Genomic DNA, 15,576 nt, shown 5'->3' on the forward strand with positions numbered 1-15,576 from the left:
GGGCGCCATGTCATCACGTGCATTGCCGCTCGTCTATGCATGCTCCGGTTGTTCAAGTGTGGCGCAGGCGGCAAATCGTTTGGCCGTTGATCTGGACCGTGCGGGCAGGGCAGAGATGTCCTGCATCAGCGGTGTCGGCGGCGGGGTGCGCGCGCTCGTCAAGACGGCACGCAGCGGGCGGCCCATTCTTGCACTCGACGGTTGTGCACTGGCGTGCGTCAAGGCCTGCCTGGCAACGGCAGGCGTGGCGCCGGATATTCACCTCGTGCTCAACCAGTGCGGCGCCAAGAAGCGCTATCACGCAGATTGCAGTGACGACGAATTGAGTGCCGCCGCTGCGCTGGTCGATGACGCAGTCAACACGCTCCAGCATCGCCTTGATACCGCAGGCGATTGATCTGCGTCGATTGCCTGCTTTTATCCCGCGATGAGCTGGCGCTGCAACGCCGTGGTGTTCGGGATGACAACCTCGCGGCCTTCCACGCGGATCAGTCCGTCGCGAATCAACTGACGCAGCGTGCGGGAAAGCGTGGCCGGCGCCAGCCCCAGCTTGGACGCGACCAGGCTCTTGCTGCATGGAAACCGGGTGCGGTCAAACTTGCGCGGCAGCGAGAGCAAATACCCGATCAACCGTTCATTGGCGCTTTGCAGGTTCACTGTTTCGATGTCGCACATCAACGTGTGCAGTCGCGCGGACAGCCCTGCCAGCATTTGTCGCGCGAGGCGCGGATGCACGTGCAGTGCATCGTCGATGGCGCGCTTGTCGATCCAGACCAGCAGGCTGTCTTCCATGGCTTGCGCATCTGCCGCGTAAGGGCGGTTCAGGAACATGAAGGGCTCGCCAAAACACGCGCCCGGGCCAAAGAATTCGATGACCTTGCATTGGCCGTGCGCACCCGGCAACACAAGCTTGATCGCACCGACCACCACGACGTAGAAGCCATCGGCACGATCGCCACGGTGAAACGCGAAGTCGTGCCGCGACACGCGCACTGCGTGGCTGTCACGCGTGAGCACGGCCATGTCATCGTCGTCAAAATCCAGGAACAGCGGGCTGTGCTTGAGCAGAGCGCCCACATCGAGGGGGTCGTGCATGGTGTCACCGGCAACAGAAAGAAGAAAAGCAGGCGGCCAATACGCGCTGGGTGCCCTCGCTGGGCAGCGTGATGGCCGGGGTTCCGGGGGCACTTCGGTAGGCTTGTAGTGCGTAGTGTTTCACGCCGCGCCGGCTGAGGTTTTGCGCCAGCGCAAGAAGCTCGTGTTCTGGCAGCCAATCGGGGTGCCACGTGGTGCGGCACTCAAATGCGCTGCCGTTTTGCAGCAGAAGATCCAGGCATGCATCGACCGGCGCAGCACTCCCGCGGCGGCCTGTGAGCGCGTCGTAGCGCGGTGCGCTCGTCTTGATGTCGAGCCCGACCCAGTCCACCAGCGGCAGTACGTCGGCCAGGCGCGCCGGATAAATACCGCCGGTGTGCAGGCCAATCTTGTAGCCGAGCCCGCGCACGTCGCGCATCAGGTGGGGCAGATGCGGTTCGCTCAGCGGTTCGCCGCCGGAGAAGACAACCGCATCAAGCAGGCCCGCGCGACGCTGTAGAAACGCGAAGACATCGTCCCAATCCAGCGTGCGCGCCCGCGTTTGCAGGTGCGGGTTGTGGCAGTAATGACAGCGCCACGGGCAGCCGGCCACGAATACCACCGCCGCAAGCTGCCCCGGCCAGTCGACGCTGGAAAACGGCGCCAGGCCGCCGATGGCCGGCGGCGGGCAGTGCGGTGGCTCAGCGGGCGCGGTCTTCAACAAAGAAGCGGCGTTCACAGAATTCCCCTTGCTTGCCGATGTTGAACGAGCTGACGGGCCGGTGATAGCCCATCACGCGGGTCCAGACTTCGCATCGTGTGCGCTGGTTGTCGTCGAGTACAGCGGCGTGGTTGGCGGTGTGTGCAGCGGTAGTCATACGGAGGCTCCTTCGTGATGGAGGTGGGTGGAAGAACCTGGGGTGTCCGCCGTTGTGCAGACGCACTTGCCATGGGGCTGCTGAGCCAGCAGTTCTGCATCGCATTTCGGACAGAACGCGTGATGGCCGGACAGGTAGCCGTGCTTCGGGCAGATTGAAAACGTCGGGGTGATGGTGATGTACGGCAGGCGGAAGTTCGCCAGCGCGCGGCGCACGAGTTCCTTGCACGCCTGCGGCGAGGAGATCGCTTCGTTCATGTAGAGGTGCAGCACCGTGCCGCCGGTGTACTTGCTCTGCAGCGCTTCCTGGCGCGCCAGTGCTTCGAACGGGTCGTCGGTGTAGCCGACGGGCAACTGGCTGGAGTTGGTGTAGTACGGCTGGGCGGTCGTGCCGGCCTGCAGGATGTTTGGCCAGCGCTTGCGGTCTTCACGGGCGAAGCGGTAAGTCGTGCCCTCTGCCGGCGTGGCCTCGAGGTTGTACAGATGCCCCGTCGCCTCCTGGAATTCCGTCATGCGCTGACGCACGTGGTCGAGCAGGCGCACCGCCATGGCGTGGCCGAATGGCGTAGTGATGTCGTCGGCATCGTGCGTGAAGTTGCGCACCATCTCGTTGATGCCGTTCACGCCGAGCGTGCTGAAGTGGTTGCGCAGCGTGCCCAGGTAGCGCCGCGTGTACGGATACAGCCCCTGGTCGATCAACCGCTGGACGAACTTGCGTTTGACTTCCAGCACGTCGCGGCCGAGTGCGAGCAGCGTATCGAGCCGCGCCAGCAGCGCCGCCTCATCGCCCGCGTAGAGGTGTCCCAATCGCGCGCAGTTCACCGTCACCACCCCGATGGAACCGGTCTGCTCGGCCGACCCAAACAACCCGTTGCCGCGCTTGAGCAGTTCGCGCAGGTCAAGCTGCAAGCGGCAGCACATCGAGCGCACCATGTGCGGCTCGAGATCGGAATTGAGGAAGTTCTGGAAGTAGGGCAGCCCGTAGCGTGCCGTCATCTCGAACAGCAGCGTGGTGTTGGGGTGCTCCCAGTCGAAGTCTGGCGTGATGTTGTACGTGGGAATCGGAAACGTGAACGCGCGGTCCTTTGCATCGCCGGCCATCATGACCTCGATGTACGCGCGGTTGATCATGTCCATCTCGGGCTGGAGGTCGCCGTAGGTGAAGGGCATCTCTTCGCCGCCGATGTACGGAACCTGCTCGCGCAGGTCCGCCGGGCACGTCCAGTCGAACGTGAGGTTGGTGAACGGCGTCTGCGTGCCCCAGCGGCTGGGCACGTTCAGGTTGTAGATCAGCTCCTGCATGGACTGCTTGACCGCCGCATACGACATCGCATCGCGGCGGATGAACGGCGCCATGTACGTATCGAACGAACTGAACGCCTGCGCGCCGGCCCATTCGTTCTGCAGCGTGCCGAGAAAGTTGACGATCTGCCCGATGGCTGCGGACATATGCCGCGGCGGCGTCGCTTCCACCTTGCCCGGCACGCCGTTGAATCCCTCCGTCAGCAACTGCCGTAACGACCACCCTGCGCAGTAGCCCGACAGCATGTCGAGATCGTGGATGTGGAGGTCGCCCTCGCGATGCGCTGCGCCCGCCTCTGGGCTGTAGACATGCGAAAGCCAGTAGTTGGCCGTGACCTTGCCTGCCACGTTGAGGATCAGGCCGCCCAGGCTGTACCCCTGATTGGCGTTGGCATTGACCCGCCAGTCGCGCTGCTCGAGGTATTCGTCCATCGTGCTCTCGACATCGACCAGCGTGTGCTTGAGCGAACGCAGCCGGGCGTGCTGCTCGCGGTAGACGATGTAGGCACGCGCGGTGCGCCAATAGCCGGCGTCGACCAGCACCTCTTCCACGCAGTTCTGGATGATTTCGATACCGGGGCTGGGGAGCGAGGCGAGATGCTCGAGCACGCCCGTGGTCAGGCGCTGCGCTTCGACGGTGTCGAATTCGCCGGTGGCCTGTCCGGCTGCCGCGATGGCCTGGCGGATCTTTTGCGCGTCAAACGGGGCCAATGAACCGTCGCGCTTGGTGACTTGCCTGGTGACCTGTGTGCCCGTCATGAGGTACTCCATCTAGTGGTATGGAGTCAGACTAGCACTACATATTGTGGTCGGTGAGCCCTAAAGACCTTGATTTTTAAATCGCTTGACCCCGGTCAACCGGGGCCATTTGCGACGCAGAATGGTCGTGTCGCTGTCAGTCGACGATGAACAGCCTGGCGCCGTTCTTGGTGTAGGACTGATGGGCTTCAGCGTCGTCGCCCACCTGATAGCTCATGCCCGGCGTGAGGGTGAACTTGCGGCCGTCTTCCAGCGTGGTTTCCAATTCGCCATCCAGGCAGAACAGGATGTGGCCCTTCTTGCACCAATGGTCAGCCAAGTAGCCGGGGGTGTACTCGACCATGCGTACACGGATGCGGTTTGACTCGTCCCCGAAGTAACGGGTGCGCCAGATCGCCATGCCGGTCTCGCCGGTGTGCTCGGTAGGTTCAACGGCGGACCAGTCGGTCGTGCCAAAGGCGAAGGGCGCCATTTTCATCGCGGGACTCCGGGTAGGTGACGTAAGCCCATGATGGTATCAGCGGCTTACGTGGTCCATGCGTCGCATTTCATGTGCTTGAAGCGGCGCTTGTTGGTACGCCGTGACGGCATTGCGTGCGGCTCAATAATCCGCTTCGGAGGGGCTCGTTCCACTGCCCGTGCGGCATCGCAGCAAGGCGTCAACGGCGCCATATCAATGTATGCAGAAATTGCATGGTGCCATGCAACATCGACATAACGATCGCCATGCGCTTCTCTAATATCGTCGCTTTTTACAAAGCGTGACGAAGTTGGGCCAGCCCTTGGCCCCATGAGATCCGCGTCTGTCGCGCGCCGTCCCTCCGGCCACGATATTCCTTGGAGAAAGTCTTGAACACCAAACGTCTGACCTCCCATATCGGGCTGGCAATGCTGCTGGGCATTGCCGTCGGCTGGGGTTGCCACGAATATGCCAAGGACGCTGCGGCGGCCAAGGACATCGCTTCGTACTTCAGCATCATCACCGACATCTTCCTGCGCATGATCAAGATGATCATTGCACCGCTGGTGTTCTCGACCCTGGTGACCGGCCTGGCGAGCATGAGCGGCGGCCGTTCGGTGGGCCGCGTGGGCCTGCGCGCGATGATCTGGTTTGTGTGCGCGTCGGCCACGTCGCTTGCGCTGGGCATGCTGCTGGTCAACTTCTTCCAGCCGGGTGTGCACATGAACCTGGCGCTGCCGGATGTGTCGGCCACGTCGGGCCTGAAGACCGGTGACTTCACCCTCAAGGCCTTCATCACGCACGTGTTCCCGCGCAGCATCGTGGAGGCCATGGCCACCAACGAGATCCTGCAGATCCTGGTGTTCTCGCTGTTCTTCGGCGCCGCGCTGTCGACGATGAAGAACCCGATGGACAGCGTGATCGGCCGTGGCCTGGAAGAGCTGACCAAGCTGATGTTCCGCATTACCGACTACGTGATGCGCTTCGCCCCACTGGGCGTGTTTGCTGCCATGGCCGCTGCCATCACGGTGGAAGGCGTGGGCGTGCTGTGGACCTACGGCAAGCTGATCGGCGAGTTCTACCTGGGCCTTGCGCTGCTGTGGGCGATCCTGTTCTTTGTCGGCTACGTGCTGCTGGGCCGTTCGCTGGGCCGTCTGCTGGGGCTGATTCGTGAGCCGACGCTGCTGGCGTTCGCCACGGCGAGCAGCGAATCCGCTTACCCGAAGACGATCGAGGCGCTTGACCGATTTGGCGTGCCCAAGCGCATTTCGAGCTTCGTGCTGCCGCTGGGTTATTCGTTTAACCTCGATGGCTCGATGATGTACCAGGCGTTTGCGGTGCTGTTCATCGCGCAGGCCTACAACATCGAGATGGGCTTCACGCAGCAACTGACGCTGCTGCTGGTCCTGATGCTCACGAGCAAGGGCATGGCCGGTGTGGCGCGTGCCTCGCTGGTGGTGGTGGCAGCCACGCTGCCGATGTTCCATCTGCCCGAAGCCGGTCTGCTGCTGATCATCGGCATCGACCAGTTCTTCGACATGGGCCGCACGGCCACCAACGTGATCGGCAACAGCCTGGCCACGGCCGTGGTGGCGAAGTATGAGCCGGCTGAAGAGGAGGCGGTGGAAGAGACCGCAGAACCCGCAGTGCAGCCGCAGGTCGGCTGACTTTAAGCCAAGACGACAGCGCCGCCTTTCAGGGCGGCGTTGTTGTATCTGAGCGGCGTTATTCCGGTTGAGAAGCGAGCGATGCCACGGCCGGGCTCAGGGGCGCATCGCCGATGTCGACACGCTGTGCCATCGGTGCCTCTCCGAGCAATGCAGCCACCATGGCTTGCAGCGGAAGCACGTCGCCGGTGCTCATGAAGCGGGGCGATGCGGCTGGGCCCGCTGCCTGCAATCCCGCCGCCGCGAGCGTGCGGCCCAGATGGCGCGCGACGGCGTGGCCGGTGTCGATCAACGTCAGACGATCGCCCGCGATCTCGCGGATGGCGTCTTCCAGAAACGGGTAGTGCGTGCAGCCGAGCACCAACGTGTCGGCGTTTGCGTCCAGCATCGGTTGCAGATACGCCCGCAGCAGCTCCAGCACCGCAGGCGAGTGGGTATCGCCACGTTCGATCAGGGGGACGAGCCCGTAGCCGGGTTGGCTTAGCACTTTGCAATCGCCCGAGGCAGCCGCCAGCAGGCGTGCAAATTTTTCGCTGCGCAGCGTGCTTTCGGTCGCGAGCACGCCGACCACACGACTCTTCGATGTGGCAACCGCTGGCTTCAAGCCCGGCTCGACGCCAATCACCGGCACCGCGAGTTTTTCGCGTAGCACGTGCACGGCTTGCGCCGTGGCGGTGTTGCACGCGATCACCAACGCCTTGCAGCCCTGGTCGACCAGCCATTCGCACACGCGCAGCGTGCGATCGGCAATGTATTCGGGAGATTTTTCCCCGTACGGGGCATGGCGGGAATCCGCCAGATAGAGAAGCGATTCGGCCGGCAGTTCGGCGCGAATCGCGCGCAGGACGGAGAGCCCTCCGAGGCCGGAATCAAAGACCCCGACCGGTGCCTGCGCGCGTGTCGTCATATTGGATGAACGGATCAGCCTGCTGCGACGGGAATCTTGCCGATCTTCGCCTGCCATTCCGCCGGGCCGGTCTTGTGGACCGACGTGCCCGAGCTATCGACGGCGACGGTCACGGGCATGTCCTTCACGTCGAACTCGTAGATGGCTTCCATGCCCAGGTCTTCGAATGCCAGCACCTTGGAACCACGGATGGCCTTCGACACCAGGTAAGCGGCACCGCCCACGGCCATCAGGTAAGCCGACTTGTGCTTCTTGATGGATTCGATGGCGACCGGGCCACGCTCGGCCTTGCCCACCATGGCGATCAGACCCGTCTGGGCGAGCATCGTCTCGGTGAACTTGTCCATGCGCGTGGCCGTGGTCGGGCCTGCCGGGCCAACGACTTCATCACGCACCGGATCGACCGGGCCGACGTAGTAGATCACGCGGTTGGTGAAGTCGATCGGCAGCTTCTCGCCCTTGGCGAGCATGTCGGCGATGCGCTTGTGTGCGGCGTCACGGCCCGTCAGCATCTTGCCGTTGAGCAGCAGCGTCTGGCCCGGCTTCCACGAGGCAACTTCTTCCGGCGTGAGCGTGTTCAGGTCGACGCGCTTGGAGGTCTCGGTGTTCGGTGCCCACTCGACCTTCGGCCATTGCGACAGGTCCGGCGCTTCAAGCTTGGCAACGCCGCTGCCGTCCAGCGTGAAGTGTGCGTGGCGCGTGGCGGCGCAGTTCGGGATCATCGCCACGGGCAGGTTGGCCGCGTGGGTCGGGTAGTCCAGGATCTTCACGTCGAGCACGGTGGCCAGGCCGCCCAGGCCTTGCGCGCCAATGCCCAGCGCGTTGACCTTTTCGTACAGCTCGATGCGCAGTTCTTCTGCACGGTTGCTCGGGCCGCGGGCGATCAGGTCTTGAATGTCGATCGGCTCCATCAGGGCTTCCTTGGCCAGCAGCATGGCCTTTTCGGCCGTGCCGCCAATGCCGATGCCCAGCATGCCCGGGGGGCACCAGCCGGCGCCCATGGTCGGCACGGTCTTGAGCACCCAGTCGACGATGGAATCGGACGGATTCAGCATCACGAACTTCGACTTGGCTTCGGAGCCGCCGCCCTTGGCCGCGACGATCACGTCCACCGTGTCGCCCGGCACGATCGACATGTTGATCACGGCCGGGGTGTTGTCCTTCGTGTTGGTGCGCTTGCCGGCCGGATCGGCCAGCACGCTCGCGCGCAACTTGTTGTCGACGTCGTTGTACGCGCGGCGCACGCCTTCGTTGACCATGTCTTCCAGGCTCATCGTGGCGCCGTCCCAGCGCACGTTCATGCCGACCTTCAGGAACACGGTGACGATGCCGGTGTCCTGGCAGATCGGGCGCTTGCCCTCGGCGCACATGCGGCTGTTGGTCAGGATCTGCGCGATGGCATCCTTGGCCGCCGGGCTCTGCTCCTGCTCATAGGCGCGGCCCAGAGCAGTGATGTAGTCCATCGGGTGGTAATAGCTGATGTACTGCAGCGCGTCGGCGACGCTCTGGATGAGGTCTTCTTGACGAATGACGGTCATGGTGGGGGACCAACGTATAGGAATGAAAAGCCGGTGCGGCAGGGCAGTGGTCGGTGACTTTCACTCCCTGCCTGTGACCTGGACGGCGGGCGCCGCAGGCTCAGAACAGCCTGAGATCATACACCCAATGTCGGGCGCGGATTGTCCGATCGCGTTCGTCGGAATCGCCGCGCCAACAAGGGCGCAGCGTCAATGTGCGTCGGCAGCCTCGCCGTGCGGATGCGCGTGCGAAACGATGCGGTCCACCCACGCCATCACCAGCGCAGACACCAGGAACGCCACGTGGATGACCACCTGCCACAGGATCGTGTGCGTGTCTTTCTGGGCCGCGTCGATGAACGTCTTGAGCAGGTGGATCGACGAGATGCTGATCAGCGCCATCGACAGCTTGACCTTCAGCACGCCCGCGTTGACGTGGTCCAGCCACTCGGGCTCGTCCTCATGGCCCTCGATGCCGAGCTTGGACACGAAGATGTCGTACCCGCCGATGATCACCATGATCAGCAGGTTGGAGATCATCACCACGTCGATCAGGCCCAGGACGGCCAGCATGATCTTGGTTTCGTCCAGGTCACCCAGGTGTGACACCAGGTGCCAGACCTCGACAATGAACAGATACACATACGCTGCCTGGGCGATGATCAGCCCCAAGTAAAGCGGCAGTTGCAGCCAGCGGGAAAAGAAGATCAGGCGCGGAATCGGGCGCAGCGGGGCGATGGGCGACTTCATGGGCGGAACGGAGCGGGTGGAGGAAAAACCGCGTGATTGTAGCGTTCCGCGATGAGAATTTTGCTTACAGGAAAACGCTTGCGGCGCGCCTCATTCGCGATCCAACGACGGGTCCAGCGGGTCGAGCGGATCGCTCACACGGCCGCGCTGTCGGCCCCGCTGCATCCTCTGGCGCGGGCGCGCTGGCCAGCTCGCCACCAGAATGCCCGCCACCACGCATGCCAGCGCGATGCCGTGGGGCCAGCCCGGCGTTTCGCCCAGCGCCACGATGCCGTAGGTTGCGGCCGCAATCGGCAGCACCGAGGTGAATACGCCTGCAAGGTGGGCGGGCACATGCCGGATGCCCTTCATCCACAGCCAGAACGAGAAGATGCTGGCCGATAGTGCATACCAGAGCACGAGGCCCCAGATGGGCAACGGCACGCTGGACACATTGAAGGTGAGCAGCGGCATCAGCCCCAGCGGCAGCATCAGCAGGCCGCCGATCAGGTGCGTGTACGCGCAGATCTCGATGGCGGGCAATGTTTGCGTCAGCCGCCGCGACAGGATGACGTAGATCGATTCGCAGAGCACCGCACCCATCACGAGCGCATTGCCCAGCAGCGCTTGCGCCGCATCGGCGGGCGCAGCGCCTGAAGATTCACCCCCGCGATAGGCGTTGAGAATGGCGACGCCCGCCACCGCGAGCGCCACCGACACCAGCGTGCGCCCCGACGGCTTCTCGCGCAGCACGAGCCAAGACAGCAGCGCCACCGTGGCCGGAATCGTGCTCGTGATAATGCCCGCAGCCAGCGCAGAGGTCAGCCGCACGCCGTTGAGCATGAGCAGCGTGAAGCCGAACGTGCCGAAGAATGCCTGGAGGAACAGGTTGGTCCACTCGCCACGCGTCACGCGGCGCATGCGCGACGGCTTGTACCAGGGCGCCATGCAGACGATGGCAATCAGAAAGCGCAGCAATGCAAACAGCATCACCGGCATGACAGCGACGATCGACTTGCCGAAACCGACGTTGCTGCCGACCAATGCCATGGCAGCAATCAGGAAAAGGGCGTGGATGGGCACGATGAGGAATCAGTGGAAACCGGCACGGGGCGCGGCTCTGTAGCCGGCCATGTTGCGTTGCGATGCGTGCCGTAACGTGAAGTGACGCATTATAGTAGTGCCCTTCACGTCGGCTTGCGGTGCAGAAATGCGTAAGGCTGGAGTCAGGTCAGCCCCTTAGATTCGCCGCAAAACGACAACAGACATCGCTATCAGGAGACACCATGGCTGGCATTGAATCTGTCCTGCAGGAAACGCGCGTGTTCAACCCGCCCGAATCCTTTGTTAAACAGGCAAACATCGCCGGCATGGATGCGTACCGTGCGCTGTGTGCCGAAGCCGAGAAAGATTACGAGGGTTTCTGGGCGCGCCTCGCACACGAGCACCTGCTTTGGCACAAGCCTTTCAGCAAGGTGCTGGACGAGTCCAATGCACCGTTCTACAAGTGGTTTGAAGACGGCGAACTCAACGCCTCGTACAACTGCCTCGAACGCAACCTTGAAAACGGCAACGCCGACAAGGTCGCCATCATTTTCGAGACTGACGATGGCAAAGTATCGCGCGTCACGTATCGCGAATTGCATGCGCGCGTCTGCCGCTTCGCCAATGGCCTGAAGGCCCTGGGCATCAAGAAGGGCGACCGTGTGGTGATCTACATGCCGATGTCGATCGAAGGCATCGTGGCCATGCAGGCGTGCGCGCGCATCGGTGCGACGCACTCGGTGGTGTTTGGCGGGTTCTCGGCCAAGTCGCTGCAGGAACGCATTGTCGACGTGGGCGCCGTGGCGCTCATTACGGCCGACGAACAGATGCGCGGCGGCAAGGCGCTGCCGCTCAAGGCCATCGCCGATGAGGCGCTCGCCATGGAAGGCACCGACGCCGTCAAGCACGTGATCGTCTATCGCCGCACCAACGGCAACGTGAACTGGGTGGAAGGCCGCGACCGTGCGATGGACGAGGTCGAAGCCGGCCAGCCCGACACCTGCGAAGTCACGCCGGTGGGTGCGGAACACCCGCTGTTCATCCTCTACACCTCGGGTTCGACGGGCAAGCCGAAGGGCGTGCAGCACAGCACGGGCGGCTACCTGCTGTGGGCCCTGCTCACCATGCAGTGGACGTTCGACCTGAAACCGGACGACATCTTCTGGTGCACCGCCGACATCGGCTGGGTGACGGGCCACAGCTATATTGCGTACGGCCCGCTCGCTGCCGGCGCCACGCAGGTCGTGTTCGAGGGTGTGCCGACGTATCCGAACGCCGGCCGCTTCTGGGACATGATCCAGCGTCACAAGGTCAACACGTTCTACACTGCGCCGACCGCGATCCGCTCGCTGATCAAGGCCGCCGAAGCAGACGAGAAGGTCCACCCCAAGCAGTACGACCTCTCTAGCCTGCGCCTGCTGGGCACCGTGGGCGAGCCGATCAATCCGGAAGCCTGGATGTGGTACCACACGAACATTGGCGGCGGCCGTTGCCCGATCGTCGATACGTTCTGGCAGACCGAAACGGGCGGCCACATGATGACGCCGCTGCCGGGCGCCACGCCGCTGGTGCCGGGTTCGTGCACGCTGCCCCTGCCGGGCATCATGGCTGCCGTTGTTGACGAAACCGGGCACGACGTGCCGAACGGGCAGGGCGGCATCCTGGTCGTCAAGCGTCCGTGGCCGTCGATGATCCGCAACATCTGGGGCGACCCGGAGCGCTTCAAGAAGAGCTACTTCCCGGAAGAGCTGGGCGGCAAGCTGTACCTTGCGGGCGATGGCTCCATCCGCGACAAGGACACCGGCTACTTCACCATCATGGGCCGCATTGACGACGTGCTGAACGTCTCGGGCCACCGCATGGGCACGATGGAGATCGAATCGGCGCTGGTGGCCAATCCGATCGTGGCCGAAGCCGCCGTGGTGGGCCGCCCCGACGACATGACGGGCGAAGCCATCTGCGCCTTCGTGGTGCTCAAGCGCTCGCGCCCCGATGGCGACGAAGCCAAGCAGATCGCCAACGAGCTGCGCAACTGGGTCGGCAAGGAGATCGGGCCGATCGCCAAGCCGAAGGACATCCGCTTTGGCGACAACCTGCCCAAGACGCGCTCGGGCAAGATCATGCGTCGCCTGTTGCGTTCGCTGGCCAAGGGCGAGGACATCACGCAGGATACGTCCACGCTGGAGAACCCGGCCATCCTCGATCAACTGAAGGAAACGCGCTAACCGCCAGCGCTGGTCGCCAACCTTGGCCGCCGACTCCCAACAAGACAGCCGCTTCCGCAAGCGGCTGTTTCTCTATTACGGGCTCTATACCGTAGGGCTGCTGCTGTTCATCGTGATGATGGGCGCGATTGAACGCGTGCGCGGGCCAGGCGTGTGGCTCGGCTATGTGTTCCTGTTCGTCACCATCGCCATTTATGCGTGTATCGGGCTGATCTGCCGCACGGCCGATCTGACCGAGTATTACGTGGCGGGGCGCCGCGTGCCGGCGTTCTTCAACGGCATGGCGACTGCGGCCGACTGGATGAGCGCTGCCTCGTTCATCGGCCTGGCCGGCATCGTGTTCGCCTCGGGCTATGAGGGCCTCGCTTATGTGATGGGATGGACGGGCGGCTACTGCCTCGTCGCTTTCCTCCTCGCGCCGTACCTGCGCAAGTTCGGTGGCTACACGGTGCCGGATTTCCTGGCCAACCGCTACGGTAACGGCGAGCGCGGCGGCAGTTCTGTCGTGCGTGGCATCGCTGTGCTGGGCGCGACGCTGTGTTCGTTCGTCTATCTCGTCGCGCAGATCCAGGGTGTGGGGTTGGTGGTCACGCGCTTTATCGGCGTCGAGTTTTCGGTGGGCGTGTTCTTCGGGCTGGCGGGCATTCTGGTGTGTTCGTTCCTGGGTGGCATGCGTGCGGTGACGTGGACCCAGGTGGCGCAGTACATCATCATGATCGTGTCGTTCCTGGGCGTGGTGTCGATCATCGGCTGGCATCGGTATCACGATCCGGTGCCGCAGTTGTCGACGGGCCGCCTGCTGCTGCAGATCGAGAAAGAGGAACAGCGCATCGCGCACGACCCTGCAGAGCAGCACGTGCGCGACCAGTTTCTGAGCGAGGCGCAGGCGCTGCAGGAGCGCATCTCGCAGCTACCGCAGTCGTTCGAGCAGGCGCGGGAAACACTGAACACGCAGCTCAAGCTTGCACGCGAACGCAATGCGCCGCTGCGCGAGATCAAGGCGCTGGAGCGCCAGCGCGAGGAGTTTCCGCCGGATGCGACCGCCGCGTCGATCCTGTGGAACCAGCAGCGCGAAGACGCGCTGGCGCGCAGCCGCATGGCGCCGCCATCCATCGAGCCATTTCCGTCTGCATCGGAAAACGAGCGCGGCACCGAGCGGCTGAACTTCGTGCTCCTGGTGTTTTGCCTGATGGTGGGCACGGCCAGTCTGCCGCACATCCTCACGCGCTTTCACACCACGCCGTCGGTGCGCGAGACACGCAACTCCGTGAGCTGGACGCTGGTTTTCGTGGCGCTGCTGTATGTCTCGGCACCAGCGCTGGCGGCGCTCGTCAAGCTCGATCTGCTGCAGCATCTGGTCGGAGCGCCGTTTGCCGACCTGCCGCAGTGGATCGTGCCGTGGCGCAAGGTCGATCCGGCCGTGTTTGCTCTGCATGACATCAACGGCGACGGCATCGTGCAGTGGGCAGAGGTGATGATGCAGCCGGACATGGTCGTGCTGGCCGCGCCCGAGATTGCGGGGCTGCCGTACGTGTTGTCCGGGTTGATTGCGGCGGGTGCGTTGGCGGCCGCGCTGTCGACTGCCGATGGTCTTTTGCTGACCATCGCCAACGCCTTATCGCACGACGTGTACTTCCACATGATCGACAACACGGCCAGCCACCAGCGGCGCGTGACGAGCGCCAAGGTGGTGCTGCTGGGCGTAGCGTTGCTGGCCGCGTATGTGACGTCGTTGAAGCCGGGCAACATCCTCTTCCTGGTTGGGGCGGCTTTCTCATTGGCGGCCTCGTGCTTCTTTCCGGTATTGGTGCTGGGCGTGTTCTGGAAGCGCACCAATCGTGCCGGTGCCATCGCGGGCATGCTGACGGGGCTGGCTGTGAGCGTGTACTACATCATCGCCAACTACCCGTTCTTCACGCGCATGACGGGCGTGCTTGGCCAGCCGTGGTTCGGCGTCGACCCGATTGCATCGGGTGCGTTCGGCGTGCCAGCGGGTTTTGTCGCGGCGATTGTCGTGAGCCTGCTTACCAGGCCGAACCGGCCGGTGGTCGACAAACTTGTTGGCTACATTCGCGATCCGCAGTAAAAAAACCGGCTCCCGACGAGCCGGCAAAGGGCGGGGCCGGAATGTGGGGACTCCGACCCCAGGGCTGACCTCTCCCGCCAGCCCACAACGCGAGTGAGGCAGCGCGGCGAGGCGGCACGGGCTCAGTCGGGCGAGGGGTGCGTCTGCGGTCTGTCGTTCGATAACGTTTGGATGGCCCGCTCCAGCGGCGCCGCACTGACGCTGACTTCGCCTGCAAAGGGCCGGTCCACGGCCAGCACAAAGAAGAACGCCAGGCCCAGCGTGGTCGCCCACACCGCCACCAGCGCCATATGAAAGCGTGTGGCCGGCAGCGCATAGAGCAGCAACAACGACAGGCCGCTGGCGATCAGCATCACGCCCCAGAGCGTGCCGGGCATGGCGGCTTCCAGGTTCTGCAGACGTTTCTCCCGGTACTTCACCATCTCGTTGACGCGGGCGAGCACTTCAATCAGCAGCACCCGCTCGCGGTCGTCGCGGGGTGTGATGCGGTTGGCCGTGGCAAACATGCTGTCGAACGCAGCCTCAGTGTCCGCATCAGGACGCGATTGTTGCTGCATGCTCGGCCATTCGTCACGGACGACGTGCTGCAGATAGGCGATCAGTTCGCTCCGCGCGTTTGTAGCGCTCGGGTGTGAGAACGCCGACAGGTCGCGTGCGAGTTCCGTCGCGCATGCGGCTTCGGCGGCCACGATATCGGCGGCGGCCTGATACGCACCCCATACCGAGATGGCCGAGAAGGCGACCAGCAACGAGTTGATGGTGGTGACGGCGGTCATCATGGCGATGGTCATGTTGCGCTGTTCAGCGTCGAGCGTGACGGGAAACGCGCGGCGGAACAGCGCGTAGCCGCCCAATGCCACGAACAGCGTGGCAAAGACGATGACAGCGCCCATCGCCCATGCGGGGATGTTGTAGAGGAACAGCATGAG

At 63.7% G+C, this 15,576-nt stretch carries 14 protein-coding genes; 4 read left to right on the top strand and 10 right to left on the bottom strand.

Annotation, left to right across the window (positions count from 1 at the left end):
* Window positions 1-7 precede the first annotated feature (7 nt).
* Window positions 8-397, top strand: a complete 390-nt coding sequence (locus ACTJK4_RS11840; protein ID WP_112184419.1) for a putative zinc-binding protein — start codon at window positions 8-10, stop codon at window positions 395-397.
* A gap of 20 nt (window positions 398-417) precedes the next feature.
* Here ACTJK4_RS11840 and ACTJK4_RS11845 read toward each other — a convergent pair whose 3' ends face one another.
* From ACTJK4_RS11845 to ACTJK4_RS11865, 5 genes are all read right to left on the bottom strand, one after another.
* A complete protein-coding gene (locus ACTJK4_RS11845; RefSeq protein ID WP_232040380.1) occupies window positions 418-1,095 on the bottom strand; it encodes a Crp/Fnr family transcriptional regulator in 678 nt (225 codons plus the stop codon).
* A gap of 4 nt (window positions 1,096-1,099) precedes the next feature.
* Window positions 1,100-1,813: an anaerobic ribonucleoside-triphosphate reductase activating protein gene (locus ACTJK4_RS11850; protein ID WP_440817983.1), complete on the bottom strand. Its 714-nt coding sequence runs from the start codon at window positions 1,811-1,813 to the stop codon at window positions 1,100-1,102.
* Complete coding sequence (nrdD, locus tag ACTJK4_RS11855; protein WP_440817984.1) at window positions 1,776-1,952, bottom strand: anaerobic ribonucleoside-triphosphate reductase; 177 nt, start codon at window positions 1,950-1,952, stop codon at window positions 1,776-1,778. The genes ACTJK4_RS11850 and nrdD overlap by 38 nt, the downstream gene beginning before the upstream one ends.
* Complete coding sequence (locus tag ACTJK4_RS11860) at window positions 1,949-4,012, bottom strand: ribonucleoside triphosphate reductase (protein ID WP_440817985.1); 2,064 nt, start codon at window positions 4,010-4,012, stop codon at window positions 1,949-1,951. Before ACTJK4_RS11860 ends, nrdD begins: the two co-directional genes overlap by 4 nt.
* A gap of 136 nt (window positions 4,013-4,148) precedes the next feature.
* On the bottom strand, window positions 4,149-4,490 hold the full coding sequence (locus ACTJK4_RS11865; protein ID WP_232040378.1) for a DHCW motif cupin fold protein: 342 nt from the start codon (window positions 4,488-4,490) through the stop codon (window positions 4,149-4,151).
* A 371-nt stretch (window positions 4,491-4,861) separates the two neighbouring features.
* Between ACTJK4_RS11865 and ACTJK4_RS11870 the strand changes: the two genes are divergently transcribed.
* The gene (locus tag ACTJK4_RS11870; RefSeq protein WP_232040377.1) at window positions 4,862-6,139 is read left to right on the top strand and encodes a dicarboxylate/amino acid:cation symporter; all 1,278 of its coding nucleotides are present in this window, start codon (window positions 4,862-4,864) and stop codon (window positions 6,137-6,139) included.
* 58 nt (window positions 6,140-6,197) lie between these two features.
* Here the strand turns inward: ACTJK4_RS11870 and murI are convergent, their stop codons facing one another.
* The 4 genes from murI to ACTJK4_RS11890 form a co-directional block, all read right to left on the bottom strand.
* Entirely contained in the window at window positions 6,198-7,046 is an 849-nt protein-coding gene (gene murI, locus ACTJK4_RS11875) for a glutamate racemase (RefSeq protein WP_232040376.1), read from the bottom strand.
* A 14-nt stretch (window positions 7,047-7,060) separates the two neighbouring features.
* Window positions 7,061-8,584: a fumarate hydratase gene (locus ACTJK4_RS11880; protein WP_004634356.1), complete on the bottom strand. Its 1,524-nt coding sequence runs from the start codon at window positions 8,582-8,584 to the stop codon at window positions 7,061-7,063.
* A 189-nt stretch (window positions 8,585-8,773) separates the two neighbouring features.
* Window positions 8,774-9,313, bottom strand: coding sequence for a TIGR00645 family protein (locus ACTJK4_RS11885; protein ID WP_316880235.1), 540 nt, complete (start codon window positions 9,311-9,313; stop codon window positions 8,774-8,776).
* A 90-nt stretch (window positions 9,314-9,403) separates the two neighbouring features.
* Window positions 9,404-10,375, bottom strand: a complete 972-nt coding sequence (locus ACTJK4_RS11890; protein WP_440817986.1) for a DMT family transporter — start codon at window positions 10,373-10,375, stop codon at window positions 9,404-9,406.
* Window positions 10,376-10,578: 203 nt separating this feature from the next.
* Here ACTJK4_RS11890 and acs point away from each other — a divergent pair, with 203 nt between their 5' ends.
* The gene (gene acs, locus ACTJK4_RS11895; protein ID WP_232040374.1) at window positions 10,579-12,561 is read left to right on the top strand and encodes an acetate--CoA ligase; all 1,983 of its coding nucleotides are present in this window, start codon (window positions 10,579-10,581) and stop codon (window positions 12,559-12,561) included.
* A gap of 22 nt (window positions 12,562-12,583) precedes the next feature.
* Entirely contained in the window at window positions 12,584-14,647 is a 2,064-nt protein-coding gene (locus ACTJK4_RS11900) for a sodium:solute symporter family protein (RefSeq protein ID WP_322016867.1), read from the top strand.
* Between the two features lie 122 nt (window positions 14,648-14,769).
* On the opposite strand, the gene ACTJK4_RS11905 is transcribed toward ACTJK4_RS11900, so the two are convergent.
* Complete coding sequence (locus tag ACTJK4_RS11905) at window positions 14,770-15,573, bottom strand: bestrophin-like domain (protein WP_316871383.1); 804 nt, start codon at window positions 15,571-15,573, stop codon at window positions 14,770-14,772.
* Window positions 15,574-15,576 lie beyond the last annotated feature (3 nt).

The sequence above is a fragment of the Ralstonia sp. 22111 genome (genome assembly GCF_052045895.1).
Lineage (GTDB): Bacteria > Pseudomonadota > Gammaproteobacteria > Burkholderiales > Burkholderiaceae > Ralstonia > Ralstonia wenshanensis.

What these genes read in the sequence shown, in the direction of transcription:
- ACTJK4_RS11840 (WP_112184419.1), top strand. Translation starts at nt 8, where the DNA reads ATGTCATCACGTGCATTGCCGCTCGTCTATGCATGCTCCGGTTGTTCA.
- ACTJK4_RS11885 (WP_316880235.1), bottom strand. Translation starts at nt 9,313, where the DNA reads ATGAAGTCGCCCATCGCCCCGCTGCGCCCGATTCCGCGCCTGATCTTC.
- ACTJK4_RS11905 (WP_316871383.1), bottom strand. Translation starts at nt 15,573, where the DNA reads ATGCTGTTCCTCTACAACATCCCCGCATGGGCGATGGGCGCTGTCATC.
- ACTJK4_RS11880 (WP_004634356.1), bottom strand. Translation starts at nt 8,584, where the DNA reads ATGACCGTCATTCGTCAAGAAGACCTCATCCAGAGCGTCGCCGACGCG.
- ACTJK4_RS11865 (WP_232040378.1), bottom strand. Translation starts at nt 4,490, where the DNA reads ATGAAAATGGCGCCCTTCGCCTTTGGCACGACCGACTGGTCCGCCGTT.
- ACTJK4_RS11860 (WP_440817985.1), bottom strand. Translation starts at nt 4,012, where the DNA reads ATGACGGGCACACAGGTCACCAGGCAAGTCACCAAGCGCGACGGTTCA.
- nrdD (WP_440817984.1), bottom strand. Translation starts at nt 1,952, where the DNA reads ATGACTACCGCTGCACACACCGCCAACCACGCCGCTGTACTCGACGAC.
- ACTJK4_RS11845 (WP_232040380.1), bottom strand. Translation starts at nt 1,095, where the DNA reads ATGCACGACCCCCTCGATGTGGGCGCTCTGCTCAAGCACAGCCCGCTG.
- murI (WP_232040376.1), bottom strand. Translation starts at nt 7,046, where the DNA reads ATGACGACACGCGCGCAGGCACCGGTCGGGGTCTTTGATTCCGGCCTC.
- acs (WP_232040374.1), top strand. Translation starts at nt 10,579, where the DNA reads ATGGCTGGCATTGAATCTGTCCTGCAGGAAACGCGCGTGTTCAACCCG.